Genomic DNA, 19132 nt, shown 5'->3' with positions numbered 1-19132 from the left:
AAGCGGCAGGCGGTGGGTCATCCAAGCCCGGCTTCCGGTGGGTGGAAACTCGGCTCCAACGTCCGCGCGATGCCCCGCGCCGCCACCTGCAGGGCCGCGACCAGCCGCACCCGGACGTTGCGCAGGTCCGGCACCACGATCCCGAGCGCCGCGACGACGTGCCCCTGCACCTCGACGGGCACCGCCACGCTGCACGCCCCGAGCGTCATCTCCTCGAACGTCTGCGCGTACCCGTCCCGCCGGATGCGGTGCAGCTGCGCCCGCATCCGCGCCGGCTCCGTGACCGTGTAGGCCGTGAGGCGCGTCAGCCCGTGCTCCAGCACCTCGTCCTGGACCTCCGCGGGCGCGTGCGCGAGCAGCACCTTGCCGACCCCGGTCGAGTGCAGCGGCAACCGGCTGCCGGTCGAGCTCACGATCGGCACCGACGCGTGCCCCGACACCCGGTCGAGGTAGAGCACCTCGGTGCCCTCCCGCACGGCCAGGTGCACCACGGCCCGCGTCGCCGCGTGGAGGTCGTGCAGGAACGGCTCCGCGACCCGGCTCAGGTCGACCTCGCCCGCCGCGAGGAGGCCGAGCCGCCAGATCCGCCGCCCGATGACGTATTCACCTGACTCCAGCCGCCGCACCGCGCCCCACTCGGCGAGCTCGGCCAGCAACCGGTGCGTGGTGCTGACCGGCAACCCGCTGCGCCGCGCGATGCCGCTCAGGGTCTGGCGGCGGTGGCCGGCGTCGAACGTGCCGAGCAGTGACAGCAGCTTGGAGGAGACGGTGGCGGCCACCCGCAGATTCTGCACGCTCCACGCCGGACCGGCCGCCCCCGTGATCGGGCGGGTGGCCGCGACACCGGGGGAAGGGGCTGCGTGCCCCGCACCAGGCGCTCGCCTTCGCCGAGCTGCGCGGGCAGGGGGAAAGTCGTTTCGGCCGCGCGGACGCTGCCGTCGACACTGGGCGCATGACGTACCTCGGTGAGGGCTGGGACAGCACCGCCGTCCTGGTCGGCGGGCGGTGGGTGGAACGGCGGCCGCGCCGCCCGGAGATCGGGCCGCAGCTCCTGCGCGAGGCGGTCGTGATGCCGTGGCTCGCGCCCCTGCTGCCGTTGCCCGTCCCGGTTCCGGTGGTCGTGTCGGAGGACCCGGTGGTGGTGCGCCACGACCTGGTGCCGGGCGGGGAGGTGGCGTCGCCCGGCGCCGTGCAGGGCAGACAGCTCGGGGAGTTCCTGCGGGCGCTGCACGCGGCACCCGTCGCCGAGGCCGTGCGGCGGGGCGTCGGCCCCAGGCCGCTCCCCGTGGAGCGGTTCCGCGCCGAGGTCGACGTGCCCGGCGGCGAGGAGCTGCTGGCGAAGCTCGACGGCCTGCCCGCGGACACGGTCGTGCACGGCGACCTGGGGCCCGAGCACGTGCTGGGCCGCGGCGGCGTGCTGACGGGCGTGATCGACTTCGGCGACCTGCACATCGGTGACGCGGCGATCGACCTGGCGTGGGCGCTGCACTGCACGCCGCCCGAGTTCGCGGCCGCGTTCGCCGAGACCTACGGCGTGACCGCGGAGCTGCGCGAGCGTGCGTTGACCTGGCACCGGCTGGGGCCGTGGCACGAGGTGCTGCACGGCAACGCCACCGGTGATCGCGAGCTGGCGGAGGTTGGGCTGGCTGGAGTACTGCAACGGCTCGGAGACGGGGTATCCCCGCACTAACAGCGACTTGTCAGGAGGACGAGATGCCCTGGGTTCGCCGGCACCGCCGCAGCGCCCCGTACAGCTGGTTCCGCACGACCACGGTCCGCAGCCACTACCGCAGGCCGGCCGGCAGCACGTGGATCTTGATCGTCATCGCGATCGCCCTGATCCTGCTGCTCATCGCCCTGTTCTGAGGGTAACCTCGCGGACATGGGACAGTTGGGTGAGTTGTTCCCCGGCCGCAAGCTCCGCAGCGAGGCGACGGACGCGGGCACGGGTGAGGACTACGAGGAGACCGGTCCGCTCGACCTGACTTCGGGCGCGGTCCGCTTGAGGCCGCGCCCGAAGCCCGTTCCGGCACCCGAGAGCGACGAGTGATCACCGGCACTATCCTTGGCCGGTGCTCGCCGGCCTGCTCTTCCTCATCCCCGCCTCGTTCTTCCTAGTCGGGGTGGCGCGCGACCGCCGACGCCTGAGCAACGCGGTCTGGCTCGGCATCGCGCTGCTGATGCTGCTGCTGTGGCTCGCGGGTGCCGGGCAGGACAACCCGGCGGTGAGCCTGCCGTTGCTGCTCGGCTTCGTCCTGGCGGTCCTCGGCCTGTTGCTGCTCCCGCTCGCGTTGCTGGCCAACGGCGTCGTGATGCTGCGCCGTGAGGGCCGATCGCTGGGCAACCTGCTGTCGTTGCTCGCGGGCCTCGCCCTGATCGGCGAGATGCTCTACTTCTTCTGGGGGATCTCCCAGCCCAACGACTGGATCCGCGGCTCCGCCATCGGGTTGTTCCTGGTGTCGGCGTACATCGCGTTCCTGTTCGTGAGCCTGCTGCTGTACTCCGTGATCTACGGCCGGACGGGCCGCCGCCACGGCTTCGACGGCATCGTCGTCCTCGGCGCCGGCCTGGTCGGGTCCCGGGTGCCGCCCCTGCTCGCGAACCGGCTGGACCGCGCGTTGCGGCTGTACCGGCGCGACCGCGAGGCGGGGCGGTCACCCGTGATCGTGGTGTCGGGCGGGCAGGGCGCGGACGAGGACGTGTCCGAGGCCTTCGCCATGCGCGAGTACCTGCTCGAGCGCGAGGTGCCCGCCGACGACGTGGTGCTGGAGGACCGGGCGACCACGACCGAGGAGAACCTCCGCTACAGCAAGGCGTTGCTCGCCGAGCGGGGTCTCAACGGCCGGGTCGTCGCGGTCACGAACAACTACCACGTGTTCCGCACCGCGGTGCTCTCCCGCAACCAGGGCCTGCGGCTGCAGGTCATCGGCGCGCCCACGGCCTGGTACTTCGTGCCGAGCGCGTTCCTGCGGGAGTTCGTGGCGCTGCTGGTGCGCAACCCCGTCGTGCACGCGCTGGCGTGCGCCGTGCTGATGGCGGGCGGCCTCGCGCTGACGCAGATCGGCTGACCGGGACCGGTCAGCCGAGGAGCGCCTTCCTCTCGGCGGTCTCCTCCTGCTGCCCGCCACCATCAGGCGCGCGTGAACCGCATGACCCAGTTCGTCTCCCAGGTCTCCCCGCCGTCGTACGAGAACGCCTGCTGCCAGACGGGCTCCGACCCCGCTGTCCAGTCGAACCGCAGCCTCACCGGATGCCCACCGACCACGTCGTCCCCGAGGAACACCCCGCGCTCCCCGGCGAACCACCCCTCCAGCGGCGGGTCCAGCCGGCCGGGAGCGCGGGTGGAAGCCCACCAGATGCGCCACACGTCGTGAGCCGGGTCGTACTGGCGCAGCGTCATGCCCTCCCAGCCGTCGGCGAAGAAGCCGTCGATGATCGCGGCGCCGCCGAGCAGCGGTCTCGCCTCGGCCGTCGCGTCGAACTCGACCCACTCGGTGCCGCGGCCAGGGATGTCGGCGATCTTGCGGTTGGCCACGTGCCACCGGCCGTGGAGGAAGTCGAAATCGTTCTCGCTCATGGAAACGGACGCTAAACCGATTCACTGACACGGAATGACAGTGATCGAGTATTGACCTAAAGGTCTGGACCATTTTACGGTTCCCGGCAGTGGCCGCCGCCCTAGCCAGGAGGTCCTTTCCCTTGCGACTGCTCGCCAGAGTGGTTCCGGTGCTAGCCCTGCTAGCCGGGACCGTGATAGCTGTGACCACCGCGCCGACCGCAGCCGCAGCCCACGAGGACTGCCGGCCGGACGGGCTGTACAAGACGCCGGGTGTCGAGTCGCCGTACTGCACGGTCTACGACACCGCCGGGCGCGAGACCATGGGGGACAAGTCCCGGAGGGTCATCGGGTACTTCACGAGCTGGCGCACCGGCAAGAACGGTCAGCCGGGGTACCTCGCGAAGGACATCCCCTGGAACAAGGTCACGCACCTCAACTACGCGTTCGCGCACATCGACGCGCAGAACAAGATCTCGGTCGGCGCGAACAGCCCGGCCAACTCGTCGATCGGCATGGAGTGGCCGGGTGTCGCGGGCTCCGAGATGGACCCGTCGCTGCCCTACAAGGGGCACTTCAACCAGCTGACGAAGTTCAAGAAGCAGCACCCGGACGTCAAGACGCTGATCTCGGTCGGCGGCTGGGCGGAGACCGGCGGTTTCTTCAACGCCGACGGCACCCGCACCGCCTCGGGCGGCTTCTACAAGCTCGGCCAGAGCCAGGCGGCGATCGACACGTTCGCGGACAGCGTCGTGGCCTTCCTGCGCCAGTACGGCTTCAACGGCGCTGACATCGACTACGAGTACGCGACGTCGAACAACCACGCCGGCAACCCCGACGACTTCTGGATCTCCAACGCCAACCGCGGCACGCTGTGGGCCGGCTACCAGGCGATCATGAAGACCCTGCGCGAGAAGCTCGACCGCGCCGGTGCCGCCGACGGCAAGCACTACCTGCTGACCGCCGCCGTGCCCGCCTCGGGCTGGCTGCTGCGCGGCCAGGAGGCGTACCAGGTCGTCAAGTACCTCGACTACCTCAACGTCATGAGCTACGACCTGCACGGCTCGTGGAACCACTTCGTCGGCCCGAACGCCGCTCTCTACGACGACGGCAAGGACGGCGAGCTCTCGGCCGGTGGCGTCTACACGGCCCCGCAGTACGAGGGCATGGGTTACCTCAACACCGACTGGGCGTACCACTACTACCGCGGCGCCATGCAGGCCGGACGCATCAACATCGGCGTGCCGTTCTACTCGCGCGGCTGGCAGGGCGTCACCGGTGGCACGAACGGGTTGTGGGGCAAGGCGGCGTTGCCGAACCAGTCGCAGTGCCCGCCCGGCACCGGGTCCGCGGTCGGCTCGACCACGCCGTGCGGCAACGGCGCGTCCGGCATCGACAACATCTGGCACGACGTCACCGCCGGTGGCGCCGAGGTCCCGTCCGGCGTGAACCCGTTGTGGCACACCAAGAACCTCGAAGCCAAGATCGCCGGCTCGTACGGTCCGCAGTACGGTCTCGACCCGGTCAACGACCCGACCGACCGCCTCACCGGCACCTACACGCCGCACTACGACTCGACGCTGAAGTCGCCGTGGCTGTGGAACAACGACAAGAAGGTGTTCCTCTCCACCGAGACCGAGCAGTCGATCGCGGAGAAGGCGAAGTACGTGCGGGACAAGGGTCTCGGCGGCATCATGATCTGGGAGCTCGCCGGTGACTACCGGTTCGACTCCGCCAAGAACGAGTACTTCATCGGTGACACCCTGCTGTCGACCATCAACACCGGCCTGAACGGCGCCGCGCCCTACGGCGCGCTGAAGGCCACCACGCAGCAGACGCAGTCGCTGGCCGTGGACGTCGACATCCACGGCTACGCGCTGGGCGACAACAACTACCCGATCACGCCGAAGATCAAGTTCACCAACCGGTCGAACGTCACGATCCCCGGCGGCACGAAGATCTCGTTCGACTACGGCACCAGTGCCCCCGGCAGCATGGCCGACCAGTCCGGCTTCGGGTTGAAGGTCGTCTCGAAGGGACACACCGGGCCGAACGTCGGCGGCCTGAAGGGCGACTTCCAGAAGGTGGAGCTCGCGCTGCCGTCGTGGCAGTCGCTCGCACCGGGCGCGTCGATCGAGCTGACCGTCAGCTACCAGCTGCCGATCTCGACGCCGTCGAACTTCGTGTTCACGTTCGGCGGCCAGTCGTACGCGATCTCGGCGGACTACCCGCGCATCGGTGGCGGTACCCCGCCGACCTCCACGACCACGTCCACCACGACGACGACCACGACCACCACCACGACCACCACCACGACCACGAACCCGCCGGTCTGCTCGCTGCCGGCGTGGGACAGGGCGAAGGTCTACAACGGAGGCAACGAGGTGTCGCACAAGGGCCGCAAGTGGCGGGCCCAGTGGTGGACGCAGGGCGAGGAGCCCGGCACCACCGGTGAGTGGGGCGTCTGGCGCGACCAGGGCGCCTGCTAGTCCCCGAACGTCAGCGACCTGTCAGGCGCGGGCCCTAGGCTGTCGAACGTGACCGCCCAAGACCCGCGCCTGCAGGAGTTGGTCCTGCTCCGCAAGGTCCGCGACCGGATCGACCGCGAGTACCGCCAGCCGCTCGACGTGGCGGCACTCGCGCGCGGCGTCCACCTGTCGGCGGGCCACCTCTCGCGCGCGTTCCGCGCCGCGTTCGGCGAGTCGCCGTACAGCTACCTCATGACCCGCCGCATCGAGCGGGCCATGACGCTGCTGCGCCGCGGCGACATGTCCGTCACCGACGTCTGCTTCGAGGTCGGCTGCACCTCGCTCGGCACGTTCAGCACGAGGTTCTCCGAACTCGTGGGCATGTCACCCAGCCAGTACCGCAAGGTCGCCGCGACCGACGGCCAGGGCATCCCGAACTGCCTGGCCAAGGCCGTGATGCGGCCGATCAGGAATCGAGAAGCGGCCGCTGGGCCCGCGGATTAGGTTGACCGCCATGTCAGTCATCATCGCCTCGGCGTTCCTGCCGGCAGACGACCCCGAGAAGTCCCTCGGCTTCTTCCGCGACGCCCTCGGCTTCGAGGTCCGCCAGGACGTCGGCCAGGGCACCATGCGCTGGATCACCGTCGGTCCGCCCGGCCAGCCCGAGACCGGCATCGTCCTGCACCCGCCCGCCGCCGACCCCGGCGTGAGCGACGAGGAGCGCCGCACGATCGCCGTCCTCATGGCCAAGGGCGTCTACACGGCCATCTCGCTCGCCTCGAAGGACCTGCAGGGCACGTTCGACCGCGCGCGGGCGTGGGTCGAGTCGTCCGGTGCCGGCGAGGTGCTGCAGGAGCCCGAGGACCAGCCGTGGGGCGTGCGCGACTGCTCGTTCCGCGACCCGGCCGGGAACCTGGTCCGCATCAACCAGCTGTGATCGTCGTGCCGGGCTCGGCGTAGGACACCTCGCCCGAGTACCGCGACGAGGCACGGGTGACCGCTTCCCGCGGGGTCAGGAAGCGGCCCACGTGCGTGACGACCAAGCGGCCCGCACCGGCTTCGGATGCCGTCTGACCCGCGTGTTCCGGCGTGTGGTGGGCCATGTCCGCGGTCTGTTCCGCGCTTTCGCTCTCACACAGCAGCACGTCGGTGCCGCGCGCCAGCTCGACGAGGCTCGCGCAGGGCGCGGTGTCGCCGGAGTAGGTGAGCGACCTGCCGCCCGCCTCGACGCGCAGGCCGAACGCCGGGATGCCGTGCTCGACGGCGGCCGTCGTGAGGGTGGCCGAGCCGACGGTGACCTGGTGGCCGTCGTGCAGTTCGGTGATCGCGAACGCCGACTCGACCGGGCTGCGCTCCGGCCCGTTGGTGAGGAACGCGGCGAGGCGGTCCGCGATGCCGGGCGGCCCGTACAGCGGCACCGGGTCGCGCTCGACGTCCGCGAACAACAGGGCGTAGTAGGCGGTGAGCAGGTCCGCGCTGTGGTCGGCGTGCAGGTGCGAGATCCAGATCGCGTCGAGGTCCTGCAGGCGCGTGTGCCGTTGCAGCGGGCCGAGCGTGCCGGTGCCCGCGTCCACCCACAGGCGCGTGCTGCCGTGCGACACGAGGTAGCCGGAGCAGGGGTTGTCCACGCTCGGGTAGGGCGTCGCGCAGCCGAGCACCGTCACGCTGAGGTCCATCCGCAGAGCGTAGATCAACGGGCTCCGGCGGCAGGTACGTTGAGCCCGTGGAAGAGCCCGACTGGAACGAGTGGCGGCGGCCCGGACCGACGCCCGCGCAACGACGGCGTGACATCGGCATCGCCGTGATCGTGCTGCTGTGCGCGATCGAGGTCACGACGCTGGTCAACAGCATGGGCGCCTTCACCTTCAGGAACCCGCCGAGCCTCGCCGTGCAGCTCGTGTGGATGGTCGCGCTGTCCGTGCCGCTGGTGGTGCGCCGCCGGTACCCGCTCGCGGTGATGGTCGTGGTGTCCGTGATCTTCATCGCGGCGCAGATGAACCGCGTCGGCGACAACCTGGTGCCGTCCGCGATCCTCTTCCTCGCGATCTTCACCGTCGGCGCGTGGGAGAGGAACCGCGTCGTGGCGCGGTGGTCGCGCGTCGGCGTCATCGTCTCGATGTTCCTGTGGCTGGGGTTCAACCTGGTCCGCGCGCTGCTCGGGCCGAGGGGCGACTTCGAGAACGCGGCGGGGCCGATCGACCCCGTGCTCGCGTCCGTCCTCTACGGACTCGAGTTCAACGTCTTCTTCTTCCTGTTCGCCTACGTCGTCGGCGAGATGGCGTGGCTGGGAGCCCGCCGCCTGGCCCAGTTGGAGTTCCAGCAGGAGGAGCTGCGGCGTTCGCAGGAGCAGAACACCCAGGGCGCCATCGCGGCCGAACGCATGCGCATCGCCCGCGACCTCCACGACGTCGTGGCGCACCACGTGTCCGTGATGGGCATCCAGGCAGGCGCCGCCCGCCGCGTCCTGGACTCCGACCCGGCCCTGGCCCGCGACGCGCTGCAGACCGTCGAGCAGACAGCCCGGACCGCGATCAGCGAGCTGCGCGGCCTGCTCGGCGTTCTGCGCGCCGACGCCGAATCCGACCTGAAGGCCGCTCCGGGACTCGACGACCTGCCGGAGCTGCTCGAGAACGCCCGCGCAACCGGCCTCAACGTCTCGCACGGGGTGTACGGAGCACCTCGGGACGTACCGCCCGGTGTCGCCTTGTCGGCGTATCGGGTCGTGCAGGAAGCGCTGACGAACGTGGTGAAGCACGCCGACGCCAAGCACGTCGACGTCCGGATGCGGTTCCTCGACAGCGCCCTGGAACTGGAGATCACCGACGACGGCCGCGGCCGTTCCGCCCCGTCCGGACCGGGCTTCGGGCTCGTCGGCATGCGCGAACGTCTGGCCGTGCACGGCGGTTCGCTGGAAGCAGGACCACGGCGTGACGCGGGCTATCTGGTCCGTGCGTCGCTGCCGACGGTTGCGGAGGAGAAGGCGTGAGCTTGCGAGTCGTGCTGGCCGACGACCAGGACCTGGTCCGAGCCGGCTTCCGGGTCATCCTCGGCACCGAGCCCGGCATCGAGGTGGTCGGCGAGGCGGGCGACGGCGCCCAGGCCGTCGAGCTGGTCGCGGAGCTGAAGCCGGACGTCGTGCTGATGGACGTCCAGATGCCGCGCATGGACGGCCTGGAGGCCACCCGCCGGATCCTTTCCGCGGATCACGGCACCCGCGTGGTCATCCTGACGACGTTCGACCGCGAGGACTACCTCTTCGAGGCGCTGCAGGCGGGCGCGAGCGGCTTCCTGCTCAAGAACGCCTCACCGGAGGACCTGGTGGAGTCCGTCCGCGTCGTCGCCCGCGGAGACGCCCTCCTGTCACCCGAGGTGACGCGCCGGGTCATCGCGCGCTTCAGCACCTCCGCGCGGGAGCGCACCCGTCCGCCGGAGCTCACCGACCGCGAGTTCGAGGTGCTGGTGGAGCTCGCGAAGGGCGCCTCGAACGCCGAGATCGCCGCCACGCTGTTCCTGGGGGAGACCACGGTGAAGACGCACGTATCGCGCGTGCTGACCAAGCTGGGCCTGCGCGACCGCACCCACGCCGTCGTGTTCGCCTACGAGCGCGGGATCGTGACGCCGGGCGGCTGAGGCTCGTACGCAGACTGACGTACGCGGGATCCCTGCGTGAGCGGATGATGCGGGCGCTCGTGGTGGCGAGAGTGGGACGCGACACCACGAGAGAAGGAGCGCACCGCGATGACTTCCACCCGCAAGCTCAGTGGCCGGCCCCGCAAGGCGGTGCTGCTCGTGCACGTCCTGTCGGCGGCGGCGTGGCTCGGCATCGACCTCGCGTTCGGGATCCTCGTCGTGGTCGCGCTGTCCACGGCGGACACTGCGGTGGCGGGCATCGCAGTCGGGGCCGTGGACCTCTTCGCGATCTGGCCGATGTTCGGGGCCAGCGCCGTGTGCATGATCTCCGGCGTCGTTCTCGGTCTGGGCAGCAAGTACGGGCTCGTGCGGTACTGGTGGGTCGCTCTCAAGCTGTTCCTGAACGTCGGCATGTCGCTGCTGATCGCCTTCGCGCTGCGGCCGGGCGTGGCGGAGGCGGCGCGGATCGGCGAGCGGATGCTGGCGGGCGACCCGTCCGCGGTGCTGCCGTCCGGCCTGGCGCACCCGGTCGTGGTGGCGCCGACGCTGCTGCTGTTCGCCTACTTCCTGTCGGTGTTCAAGCCCTGGGGCCGGATCCGCTCGGCCGCGCGACCGGAGCGCCGTGATCTGGTCGGGGCGGTCTAGCGGCTCGAACACCTGCCTCCGCCATACCGCTGGCAGTGGGCACTTCGAGGGCTCGGACCGTCGAAGACCGCGCCGACGTCCTCCCGGGGCACCTCGTCCGACGGCGCGATCCGGATCACCCGGCCACCCTAGAGCTGCTGCGTGAGGTTCACGGGGTTTCCGTCGGGGTCGAACACGTGCGCGACCCGGCGCCCCCACGGCATGTCGTTCGCCGGTCCCCGCACCCGCCCGCCCGCGGGTTCGACCAGCGGCAGCACCGCGTCGACGTCCGCCACGGCGATGTCCAGCGCGATCCGCGGCGTCGCCGAGAGGTCGGCGTCCTCCGCGACGAGGCCGAGCTCGGACTCGTCGATCCGCAGGGCCTTGTAGAACACCTCGCCCTGCTCCGGGTACCGGAAGACCTCGGTCGCGCCGAAGACCTGCTCGTAGAACGCCTGCACGGCCGGCAGGTCCGGGGTGATGATGATGGGCTGGATCCCCATTAACGCCTCCTAGTCGTCCACGGTGGTACGGGACGGCCGTCCGGAACTCATCGGTGCGCCGAACAACGGCAGCAACCCGTCGACGTTCAGGTACGTCGTCGTCCCCGTCACCAACCCGCCCCGCACGTCGAGGAACACCAGCCCGAACGGCTGCTCCATCCCCGGCCGCATCTGCCAGTAGGCGGGCGACCCGTTCGCTTCGACGGGTACGAGCCAAGCACCGTCGCACGAGGCGTTCGGATCGCTCAACGCCAGGGAGATCGCCTCACGCCCGCGCAGCCACCAGCTGAACGGCGGCATCGACATCGTGGCGTCCTCGTGCAGCAACGCGACCAACGTCTGCACGTCGTGCCGCTCGAACGCCTCGCAGTACCGGCTGAGCAGCGACTTCTGCACAGGATCCGCCGGGTCCAGCGGCTCCCCGGGGTCGACGTCGCGCAGAGACGCCCGAGCCCGCTGCAACGCGCTGTTGACCGCGGCGACGGAGATGTCCAGCAGGGCGGCGACCTCGGCGGCCTGCCAGGCCAGCACGTCACGCAGGATCAGCACCGCGCGCTGCCGGGCCGGCAGGTGCTGCAGGGCCGCCACGAAAGCCAGCCGCACGGTCTCGCGGCGGATCGCCAGGTCCTCGGGCAGCACCACCGCGTCCGGCACCGGCTGCACGAAGAGGCGTTCGGGCAGGGGAGCGCCGATCTCCCCGCCCGACGGCCCGAGGTCAACGGCCAGAGCACGCCGCTGAGCCGACCGTTGCATGTCGATGCAGATGTTCGTGGCGATGCGGTAGAGCCACGTGCGCAGCGACGCGCGTGACGGGTCGTAGCTGTCGTACGCCTTCCATGCGCGCACGAGTGTTTCCTGCACGGCGTCCTCGGCCTCGAAGCCCGAGCCGAGCATGCGGTAGCAGTAGCCGGTCAGCTCGATCCGGAACGGCTCCAGCGCGTCGATCACGCACCGACCCTACGCGGACCGATGAGTCCGGGCCGGACGATCCGTACACACGACCATGACGCAGGACATCCGGGCCGCGGTGGCGGCCGAACGACGTGAGCAGGCCGAGCTCCTCAGCGGCCTGACCGAGGACCAGTGGAACGCCCCCAGCCTCTGCGAGGGCTGGGCCGTCAAGCACGTCGTCGCCCACACGACGCTGCCGTACCGCTCGCCGGGCAGGCGCGTGCTGTGGGAGCTGCTCAAGTCGGCGGGCCGCTTCAACCACGCCTCCGACCGCATGGCCCGCCAGGACGCGGCGGCACTGTCCACGGACGACCTGCTGCGAACGCTGAAGGCCAACGTCGACCACCCGTGGACGCCGCCCGGCGGAGGCGCGGTGGGCGCGCTGTCGCACGACGTGATCCACGGGCTGGACATCACGGTGGCGCTCGGCCTGGACCGCAAGGTGCCCCCCGAGCGGTTGCGGATGGTCCTCGACGGCATGAAACCCGCCAACGTCAAGTACTTCGGCGCGGACCTGCGGGACAAGCGGCTGGAGGCCACGGACCTGGAGTGGGCGTTCGGGCAGGGGCGGCCGGTCAGGGACGAGGCGCAGAACCTGTTGCTGCTGGTGTGCGGGCGGCGGCTGCCGGGTCAGCGGTAGCCGGGGCACAGGACGTCGGGGGTGACCGGGCCGGGCGTCGGTCCGGTGCACCCGCCGCTCGCTGGTGCGAAAGCGCCTTCGTGGCAGATGCCCTCCTCGCGCACGAGCGGGCCCCACAACGCCGGGAGTCGCTTCGGAGCGTCCCGCGGCTCAGCCCGTCCCGCTGACCTCTTCCCGCACCCGCGAGGTCGCCTCGATCGTCGACGCGAGGAACCTCGCCACCACCCCGCGCTCGTCCGGGCTCATGCCCGACCAGGCCGAGGAGTACTCCCGCGCCAGCGGCTGGAAGAACGTGGCCGCCAGCGCCGTCGCCGTGTCGAGCACCCGCAGCTCGACGCGGCGGCGGTCGCCGGGATCGCGGTCGCGGACGACGTGGCCCGCCCTTTCCAGGCGGTCGAGGACGGACGTCGTGGCCGAGGCGCTGAGGTTCAGCGCCCTCGCCAGCGTGCCGGGTGTCATCGGAGTGGTCATGATGAGGTTCAGCGCTGTCATGTCGGTGGGGTGCAGCTCGTGAGCGGCGCTGAAGATCTCGAGGAACCGGTTCGACTCCATCACCAGCGCGCGCAACATCATGCTCAGGTCGTAGTCGGTTGCATCGCTCACGGGGACAGCTTACTGTTTCGGCCATCGAAACGTTCGACGATCGAAGGAACATCTGATGCGAGTCCTCGCCGGCGTCCTGCTCGTGGTCTGGCTGGCCCTGGGCGGCTTCACCGGCCCGTACGCGGGCAAGTTGTCGGAGGTGGCGGAGAACGACAGCAGTGCGTTCCTGCCCAACTCCGCCGAGTCCACCCAGGTCGCCGAGCTGCAGAAGAAGTTCCAGCGCGAGGAGGCCATCCCGGCGATCGTCGTGGTGGAACGCTCCGGCGGGCTGACCGAGGACGACAGGAAGTACCTCGCCGAGCAGGCCGAGGGCTTCCAGGCGTCACCGGTGATCCCGGCGCCCAACGACAACGAGGCCGCGCAGCTCGTCGTGCTGCTCGATCCGGCCAAGGAGGTCAAGGACTCGGTCTCCCAGCTCCGCGACGGCGCGCGGGGTGCGCCCGAGGGGCTGACGGTGCTGGTCACCGGGCCGGCGGCGCAGGTCGCGGACCTCGTGGAGGCCTTCGGCGGGATCGACGGCTTGCTGCTGGTCGTCGCGGCCGCGGTGGTCGCGCTCATCCTGCTGGTCGTCTACCGCAGTCCCATCCTGCCGGTCGTGGTGCTGGTGTCGGCGGTGTTCGCGCTGGGGCTGGCCAGTTTCGTCGTCTACCTGCTCGCCAAGAACGAGGTGCTGGCGCTGAACGGCCAGAGCCAGGGCATCCTGTCGATCCTGGTGGTCGGCGCCGCGACGGACTACGCCCTGCTGCTGGTGTCGAGGTTCCGCGAGGAGCTGCGCGACAGCGAGGACAGGGTCGCGGCCATCAGGGCGGCGTGGCGCGGCACGATCGAGCCCATCGCCGCGTCCGCCGGCACCGTGATCCTCGGCGTGCTGTGCCTGCTGTTCAGCGACCTCGACTCGAACAAGGGCCTCGGACCGGTGGCGGCCATCGGCATCGGTGCCGCGCTGATCACGACCATGACGTTCCTGCCCGCGGTGCTGGCGCTGCTCGGACGGGCCGCCTTCTGGCCGTTCGCGCCGAAGTTCGGCTCCGAGCACCCCGAGACGAGCGGGCTCTGGGGGCGCACGGCGAACTTCGTGCGCGGCAAGCCCCGGGCGATCTGGGTCGTCTCGACGCTCGTGCTGCTCGTCGGCGCGGCGTTCCTGCCGCAGCTCAAGGCGTCCGGCACGGCGCAGTCCGACGTGTTCCTGACCGAGGTCGAGTCCGTCGCGGGCCAGGAGGTGCTGTCGCGGCACTTCCCCGGCGGCACCGGGTCGCCGACGATCATCATCGCGCGGGAGGCGGAGGCCGCCGAGGTCCTCCGGAAGTCCAAGGTGGACGGTGTCGCCGAGGTCCGGCCGGCCGGGACCGCCGACGGGCTCGTCAGCATCCAGGCCACGCTCGCGGACGCGCCCGACTCCGACGCGGCGGTCGCGACCGTGCAACGGATCCGCGACGCCGTGCACGGGACGGGCGAGGCGAAGGTCGGCGGGCCGACGGCGACGCTGCTCGACACCAGGACGACGTCCGAGCACGACCGGACGCTGATCATCCCCATCGTGCTCGTGGTGATCTTCCTGATCCTCGCCGTGCTGCTCCGGTCGCTGCTGGCGCCGTTGCTGCTGATCGCGACGGTGGTGCTGTCGTTCGCGGCGACCATGGGCGTGTCGGCGCTGGTGTTCAACCACGTCCTCGACTTCCCGGGCTCGGACCCGGTGGTGCCGCTGTTCGGGTTCGTGTTCCTGGTGGCGCTGGGCATCGACTACAACATCTTCCTGATGACCCGCGTCCGCGAGGAGACCCGGCGGCTCGGCACGGTCGAGGGGACGATCAGGGGCCTCAGCCTCACCGGCGGCGTGATCACGTCGGCCGGTGTGGTGCTCGCGGCGACGTTCGCGGCGCTGGCCGTGCTGCCGATCCTGTTCCTGACGCAGATCGCGTTCATCGTGGCGTTCGGCGTGCTTCTGGACACGCTGCTGGTGCGGTCGTTGCTCGTGCCGGCGCTGTCGGTGGACATCGGTGGCCGGATCTGGTGGCCCTCGAAGCTCAGGTGAGCCAGGATTGGCGGTCATGACCTACACGGCCCGTCAGCTCAACCGCGCCACCCTCGACCGGCAGATGCTGCTCAGGCGTGAACCCGTGGACGTGCTGACGGCCGTGGACCGGGTCGTGGCGATCCAGGCGCAGGAACCCGCGTCGCCGTACATCGCGCTGTGGAACCGGGTCGAGGACTTCGACCCGGCGGGCCTGGACGAGGCGTTCACGAGCGGGGCGGTCCGCAAGGCGTCGCTGATGCGGATCACCCTGCACGCCGTCACCGCCGCCGACCACGAGGTGTTCCACCACGCGATGCTGCCCGCGCTGCGCGCCTCCCGGCTGTACGACAAGCGCTTCAAGGGCATGGACATCACGATCGAGCAGGCCGACGCGCTGCTCGGGCACCTGCTGGAGTTCGCGAGGACCCCGCGGCAGAAGGCCGAGATCGAGGAACTGCTGCACTCCCACGTCGGCGACGTCGGCGAACCGGGCGTCTGGTGGGCGCTGCGGACCTACGGGGGCCTCGTCCACGCGCCGACGGGCGGGCCGTGGTCGTTCGGCTTGCGGCCCGCCTACCGGTCCGTGACGACGCGGGCGCGCGAACGGCTGGAGTGCGTGGCCGAGATGCTGCGCCGCTACCTCACCGGCTTCGGACCGGCGACCGTGCCCGACATGAACCAGTTCACCATGCTGCCCCGCACGACGATCCGCGAAGCGCTGGCACTGCTCGACCTCACCGAGTCCGGTGGCCACTACGACGTTCCCGACCGGACGGTCCCGGACGAGGACACCCCGGCACCGCCCAGGCTGATGGCGATGTGGGACAGCACGCTGCTCGCCTACGCCGACCGGACCCGGATGATCCCGGAGCCCTACCGGAAAGTGGTCATCCGCAACAACGGCGACACCTTGCCCACCCTCCTCGTCGACGGCCGGGTCGCCGGCGTCTGGCGTCCCACCGAGGACGGTGGGATCGAAGCGACCTCGTTCCACGCGCTCAGCGACGACGACTGGACCGGCCTCGCCGAAGAGGCCGCAGCGCTGAAGAAACTCCTCGGGGACAGGGAACCTCAGGTCTACCGCCGCTACGCACGGTGGTGGAACGGCCTTCCGGCCCACGACGTTCGTGTTGTGTGAAAACGTCAAGATCCACAAAGGACGCCCGCTGAGTCCTCCCACGGCGCCTCGGCCGCCGCGGTGCAGGCTACGAGCAGTCCGTAGCCAGCCGCGTCGCGGAGTTTCTTCGGCAAGCACCTGCGCGTCCGTGCGGTGACCGGCCGCGTGGCCGGGTTCACGCCGACGGCGCGGGCCGCACCCCGGGAACGACGTTCGCCACGTCCGCTTCCCCCGGAGCGGAGGCGAGCCGCGCGGCCATCGTGCCGCCCTCGGGGGTCCCGGCGGGCGACGGGATCTTGCCCAGCAGGTAGCCGGCGTGGCTCACGGCGAGCAGCACGAGGAACGCGCTGGAGAACGCGGGCAGCCCGGCGATGCCCGCCGGGTTGTCGACGGCCCTGAGCGCCGCGACGGCCTGCGCCACGTACGTCAGCACCAGCAGGACCGTGATGACGAGGTTCTGGAACTTCGCGAGGTCGACCGACCTGCCCGCCGACCCGCCCTCCTCGACGGTCAGCACCTCCCAGAACCGACCGGTCTCGTGACCCATCGGGTGGGCCGCGACCGAGTCCGGCCTGCTGCTGCTCTTCACGACCTTCATGGCGCCCGCGACGACGCCGGAGCCGAGCGAGATGCCGAGCAGCACGAGGACCTGCTCGGGGATCTGGAACCCGGCCACGTCGACCTGCCCGGCCGCGAACCGCCTGAACGCCATGCCGCTGACCAGCGAGAGCAGCACGATCGTCCACATCATCACCTGCAGGCGCGACAGGCTGTAGCGGCCGCGACCGTCCCGGAGCACGTTCTGCGCGCCGAGACCGCGGGGGACCACCACCGCGAGCAGCACGATGACGAGTGCGGACACGGCCCAAGCCCAGAACGTGGTCGCCATGGCGACCTCCTCGTCACGCCGATCGGACGCTGTGGTCGGTAAGTCGTCCGGAACTGACCAGGCGTTATCACGTTCGGCAACGATTCGGGGTTCCCGGCCGGTACGTCGTCTCGCCCGCGCCGTCGACCGCCACCAGGCCGGTCTCACACATCGTGACCGCGATGGGCCCTATCGGATGAGACCGGCGTCTCTCCGGCCTCAAGAACGCGTAAAGGCCGGGCCCGCCCCCGTAAGGACGTTGTCAGGCACCCCCTGATCAGGCCTTTCGTGGTGCACGCTGCCGAGCGTCCTCAAGAACACCAAGACGTGGAAGGAGCGGCGTCATGGCCGACCTGGCCTACGCGTTGCTGCTGATCGAGAGTTTCGTCGTGCTGGGCCTGACGGTGCGTGGACTGGAGAGGTTGTGAGCACGGGACTCGTCGCGAACGCCGCCGGCGGCGTGATCGCGCTCGTGCTGCTCGTCTACCTGGTCGTCGCACTCGTCAGGCCGGAGAAGTTCTGATGTCACCTCTCGCCGCCGGCCTCCTGCAGGTCGGCATCCTCTTCGCGGCCCTCGCGGTCGCGTACCGGCCCCTCGGCGACCACATGGCCCGCGTGTACACCGCGAAAGGCCACTTAGGACTCGAACGAGCCGTCTACCGGTTCGCGCGGATCGACCCCGAGGCCGAGCAGAAGTGGAGCACCTACGCGTACGGCGTGCTCGGCTTCTCGTTCGTCGGCATCGTGTTCCTCTACGTGCTCCAGCGGCTGCAGTCGTTGCTGCCGTTCGACTTCGACCGCGGCAACGTCGGCCCCGGCATGGCGTTCAACACGGCGATCAGCTTCGTGGCCAACACCAACTGGCAGTCGTACGTGCCGGAGGTCGTGCTGGGCCACGCGGTCCAGATGATCGGCCTGACCGTGCAGAACTTCGTGTCCGCGGCGGTCGGCCTGGCCGTCGCCGTCGCGCTGGTGCGCGGATTCGTGCGGCAGCAGACGGACCGGCTCGGCAACTTCTGGGTCGACCTGACCCGCGGCACCGTCAGGATCCTGCTGCCCATCGCGTTCATCGGCGCCATCGTGCTGATCGCGCTCGGCGTGACGATGAGCCTCAAGTCCGGGGTGGACGTCGACGGCCGGGTGGTGGCGAACGCACCGGTCGCCGGCCAGGAGGCCATCAAGGAGCTCGGCACCAACGGCGGCGGCGTGCTCAACGCCAACTCGGCGCACCCGTTCGAGAACCCGAACGAGTGGTCCAACCTCGTCGAGGTCTTCCTGATCCTCGTCATCCCGGTCGCGCTCACCCGCACGTTCGGCCGGCTCGCCGGCAACGCGAAGCAGGGCTACGTCCTGCTCGGCGTCATGGGTGTCATCTGGTCCGCGATGCTCGCGGTGATCTGGGCCGCCGAGGCGAACGGCGTCAGGCCGCTGGAGGGCAAGGAGCTCCGGTTCGGCATCCCCGGCAGCGCGATCTTCGCCGACGCCACCACGGGCACGTCGACCGGCGCGGTCAACTCGCTGCACGACAGCTACACCGGGCTCGGTGGCGGTGCGGCGATGCTGAACATGCTGTTCGGCGAGATGACGCCCGGCGGTGTCGGCACCGGTCTCTACAGCATCCTCGTCATGGCGATCATCGCGATGTTCCTCGCCGGGCTGATGGTCGGCCGCACGCCCGAGTACCTCGGCAAGAAGCTGGGGCGCAGGGAGGTCACGGCCGCCGCGGTCTCGATCCTCGCGATGCCGACCGTGCTGCTGGTCGGCGCCGGCATCGCCGCTGTTCTGCCGAGTACGCCGGCCGCGCTGAACAACCCGGGAGAGCACGGTCTGTCGGAGATCCTCTACGCCTACGCGTCGGCTTCCAACAACAACGGAAGCGCGTTCGGGGGCATCACCGCGACCAGCGACTGGTTCCAGTCCTCGCTCGGTCTGTGCATGCTCTTCGGCCGCTTCGTCCCGATGATCGCGGTGCTGGCGCTCGCCGGATCTCTCGCGGCGCAGAGGAAGGTGCCGGTCACGGCGGGCACGCTGCCCACCACCGGCCCGCTCTTCGCGACGCTGCTGACCGGCGCGATCGTCCTGGTGGCCGCGCTGACGTTCGTTCCCGCTCTCGCCCTCGGTCCCCTCGCGGAGGCACTGCTGTGACCGCCACGCTCCG

General features: G+C 70.4%; 22 protein-coding genes. 15 read left to right on the top strand and 7 right to left on the bottom strand.

All coding sequences use genetic code 11. The annotated features are described in order from the left end of the window. Positions 1 to 17 precede the first annotated feature (17 nt). Complete coding sequence (locus tag V1227_RS12335; protein WP_236224811.1) at positions 18 to 779, bottom strand: IclR family transcriptional regulator; 762 nt, start codon at positions 777 to 779, stop codon at positions 18 to 20. Between the two features lie 173 nt (positions 780 to 952). Between V1227_RS12335 and V1227_RS12330 the strand changes: the two genes are divergently transcribed. The 4 genes from V1227_RS12330 to V1227_RS12315 are packed head-to-tail and all read left to right on the top strand — an operon-like array spanning position 953 to position 3068. Continuing rightward, positions 953 to 1690: a phosphotransferase gene (locus V1227_RS12330; protein WP_329792644.1), complete on the top strand. Its 738-nt coding sequence runs from the start codon at positions 953 to 955 to the stop codon at positions 1688 to 1690. A gap of 23 nt (positions 1691 to 1713) precedes the next feature. After that, positions 1714 to 1866 carry a hypothetical protein gene (locus V1227_RS12325; protein ID WP_329792643.1) on the top strand — a complete coding sequence of 51 codons (153 nt, stop codon included), beginning with the start codon at positions 1714 to 1716 and terminating at the stop codon, positions 1864 to 1866. Positions 1867 to 1882: 16 nt separating this feature from the next. After that, positions 1883 to 2050 carry a hypothetical protein gene (locus V1227_RS12320; protein ID WP_329792642.1) on the top strand — a complete coding sequence of 56 codons (168 nt, stop codon included), beginning with the start codon at positions 1883 to 1885 and terminating at the stop codon, positions 2048 to 2050. Between the two features lie 22 nt (positions 2051 to 2072). Further along, the gene (locus V1227_RS12315; protein WP_329792641.1) at positions 2073 to 3068 is read left to right on the top strand and encodes a YdcF family protein; all 996 of its coding nucleotides are present in this window, start codon (positions 2073 to 2075) and stop codon (positions 3066 to 3068) included. 62 nt (positions 3069 to 3130) lie between these two features. Here V1227_RS12315 and V1227_RS12310 read toward each other — a convergent pair whose 3' ends face one another. Continuing rightward, the gene (locus tag V1227_RS12310; protein WP_329792640.1) at positions 3131 to 3577 is read right to left on the bottom strand and encodes a hypothetical protein; all 447 of its coding nucleotides are present in this window, start codon (positions 3575 to 3577) and stop codon (positions 3131 to 3133) included. A gap of 182 nt (positions 3578 to 3759) precedes the next feature. Between V1227_RS12310 and V1227_RS12305 the strand changes: the two genes are divergently transcribed. From V1227_RS12305 to V1227_RS12295, 3 genes are read left to right on the top strand one after another with little or no spacing between them, the layout of a single operon-like run. Further along, entirely contained in the window at positions 3760 to 6045 is a 2286-nt protein-coding gene (locus V1227_RS12305; RefSeq protein WP_442916488.1) for a glycosyl hydrolase family 18 protein, read from the top strand. A gap of 48 nt (positions 6046 to 6093) precedes the next feature. Beyond that, the gene (locus V1227_RS12300) at positions 6094 to 6528 is read left to right on the top strand and encodes a helix-turn-helix transcriptional regulator (RefSeq protein WP_442916487.1); all 435 of its coding nucleotides are present in this window, start codon (positions 6094 to 6096) and stop codon (positions 6526 to 6528) included. Positions 6529 to 6538: 10 nt separating this feature from the next. Next, positions 6539 to 6961 (top strand): VOC family protein, encoded by a 423-nt coding sequence (locus V1227_RS12295; protein WP_090099058.1) that lies wholly within the window; start codon positions 6539 to 6541, stop codon positions 6959 to 6961. Here V1227_RS12295 and V1227_RS12290 read toward each other — a convergent pair. Further along, positions 6948 to 7700 (bottom strand): MBL fold metallo-hydrolase, encoded by a 753-nt coding sequence (locus tag V1227_RS12290; RefSeq protein ID WP_329792639.1) that lies wholly within the window; start codon positions 7698 to 7700, stop codon positions 6948 to 6950. The genes V1227_RS12295 and V1227_RS12290 overlap by 14 nt on opposite strands. A 47-nt stretch (positions 7701 to 7747) precedes the next feature. Between V1227_RS12290 and V1227_RS12285 the strand changes: the two genes are divergently transcribed. The 3 genes from V1227_RS12285 (at position 7748) to V1227_RS12275 (ending at position 10299) form a co-directional block, all read left to right on the top strand. Further along, positions 7748 to 9010 carry a sensor histidine kinase gene (locus V1227_RS12285; RefSeq protein WP_329792638.1) on the top strand — a complete coding sequence of 421 codons (1263 nt, stop codon included), beginning with the start codon at positions 7748 to 7750 and terminating at the stop codon, positions 9008 to 9010. After that, on the top strand, positions 9007 to 9654 hold the full coding sequence (locus V1227_RS12280; RefSeq protein WP_329792637.1) for a response regulator transcription factor: 648 nt from the start codon (positions 9007 to 9009) through the stop codon (positions 9652 to 9654). The genes V1227_RS12285 and V1227_RS12280 overlap by 4 nt, the downstream gene beginning before the upstream one ends. A gap of 108 nt (positions 9655 to 9762) precedes the next feature. Next, the gene (locus V1227_RS12275) at positions 9763 to 10299 is read left to right on the top strand and encodes a hypothetical protein (protein WP_329792636.1); all 537 of its coding nucleotides are present in this window, start codon (positions 9763 to 9765) and stop codon (positions 10297 to 10299) included. 128 nt (positions 10300 to 10427) lie between these two features. Here V1227_RS12275 and V1227_RS12270 read toward each other — a convergent pair whose 3' ends face one another. Together V1227_RS12270 and V1227_RS12265 are read right to left on the bottom strand one after the other, a co-directional pair. Further along, positions 10428 to 10781, bottom strand: a complete 354-nt coding sequence (locus V1227_RS12270; RefSeq protein WP_329792635.1) for a VOC family protein — start codon at positions 10779 to 10781, stop codon at positions 10428 to 10430. Between the two features lie 9 nt (positions 10782 to 10790). After that, a complete protein-coding gene (locus V1227_RS12265; protein WP_329792634.1) occupies positions 10791 to 11729 on the bottom strand; it encodes a sigma-70 family RNA polymerase sigma factor in 939 nt (312 codons plus the stop codon). Positions 11730 to 11784: 55 nt separating this feature from the next. On the opposite strand from V1227_RS12265, the gene V1227_RS12260 reads away from it, so the two are divergent. Next, entirely contained in the window at positions 11785 to 12372 is a 588-nt protein-coding gene (locus V1227_RS12260) for a maleylpyruvate isomerase family mycothiol-dependent enzyme (RefSeq protein ID WP_329792633.1), read from the top strand. 150 nt (positions 12373 to 12522) lie between these two features. Here V1227_RS12260 and V1227_RS12255 read toward each other — a convergent pair whose 3' ends face one another. After that, entirely contained in the window at positions 12523 to 12975 is a 453-nt protein-coding gene (locus V1227_RS12255) for a MarR family winged helix-turn-helix transcriptional regulator (protein WP_329792632.1), read from the bottom strand. 55 nt (positions 12976 to 13030) lie between these two features. Here V1227_RS12255 and V1227_RS12250 point away from each other — a divergent pair, with 55 nt between their 5' ends. Both V1227_RS12250 and V1227_RS12245 read left to right on the top strand, forming a co-directional pair. Further along, positions 13031 to 15007 carry an MMPL family transporter gene (locus V1227_RS12250; RefSeq protein WP_329792631.1) on the top strand — a complete coding sequence of 659 codons (1977 nt, stop codon included), beginning with the start codon at positions 13031 to 13033 and terminating at the stop codon, positions 15005 to 15007. Between the two features lie 16 nt (positions 15008 to 15023). After that, a complete protein-coding gene (locus V1227_RS12245; protein ID WP_329792630.1) occupies positions 15024 to 16127 on the top strand; it encodes a winged helix DNA-binding domain-containing protein in 1104 nt (367 codons plus the stop codon). 154 nt (positions 16128 to 16281) lie between these two features. On the opposite strand, the gene V1227_RS12240 is transcribed toward V1227_RS12245, so the two are convergent. After that, complete coding sequence (locus tag V1227_RS12240) at positions 16282 to 16995, bottom strand: hypothetical protein (protein WP_329792629.1); 714 nt, start codon at positions 16993 to 16995, stop codon at positions 16282 to 16284. A gap of 403 nt (positions 16996 to 17398) precedes the next feature. On the opposite strand from V1227_RS12240, the gene kdpF reads away from it, so the two are divergent. Together kdpF and kdpA are read left to right on the top strand one after the other, a co-directional pair. Then, on the top strand, positions 17399 to 17497 hold the full coding sequence (kdpF, locus tag V1227_RS12235) for a K(+)-transporting ATPase subunit F (protein ID WP_236224832.1): 99 nt from the start codon (positions 17399 to 17401) through the stop codon (positions 17495 to 17497). After that, entirely contained in the window at positions 17497 to 19119 is a 1623-nt protein-coding gene (kdpA, locus tag V1227_RS12230) for a potassium-transporting ATPase subunit KdpA (RefSeq protein ID WP_329792628.1), read from the top strand. Before kdpF ends, kdpA begins: the two co-directional genes overlap by 1 nt. Positions 19120 to 19132: the final 13 nt, after the last annotated feature.

Origin of the sequence: Lentzea sp. DG1S-22, from assembly GCF_036321065.1 — a bacterium.
GTDB lineage: Bacteria > Actinomycetota > Actinomycetes > Mycobacteriales > Pseudonocardiaceae > Lentzea > Lentzea jiangxiensis.
The sequence above is the reverse complement of the archived record's forward strand: the minus strand, read 5'-3'. Positions and strand labels throughout refer to the sequence as shown.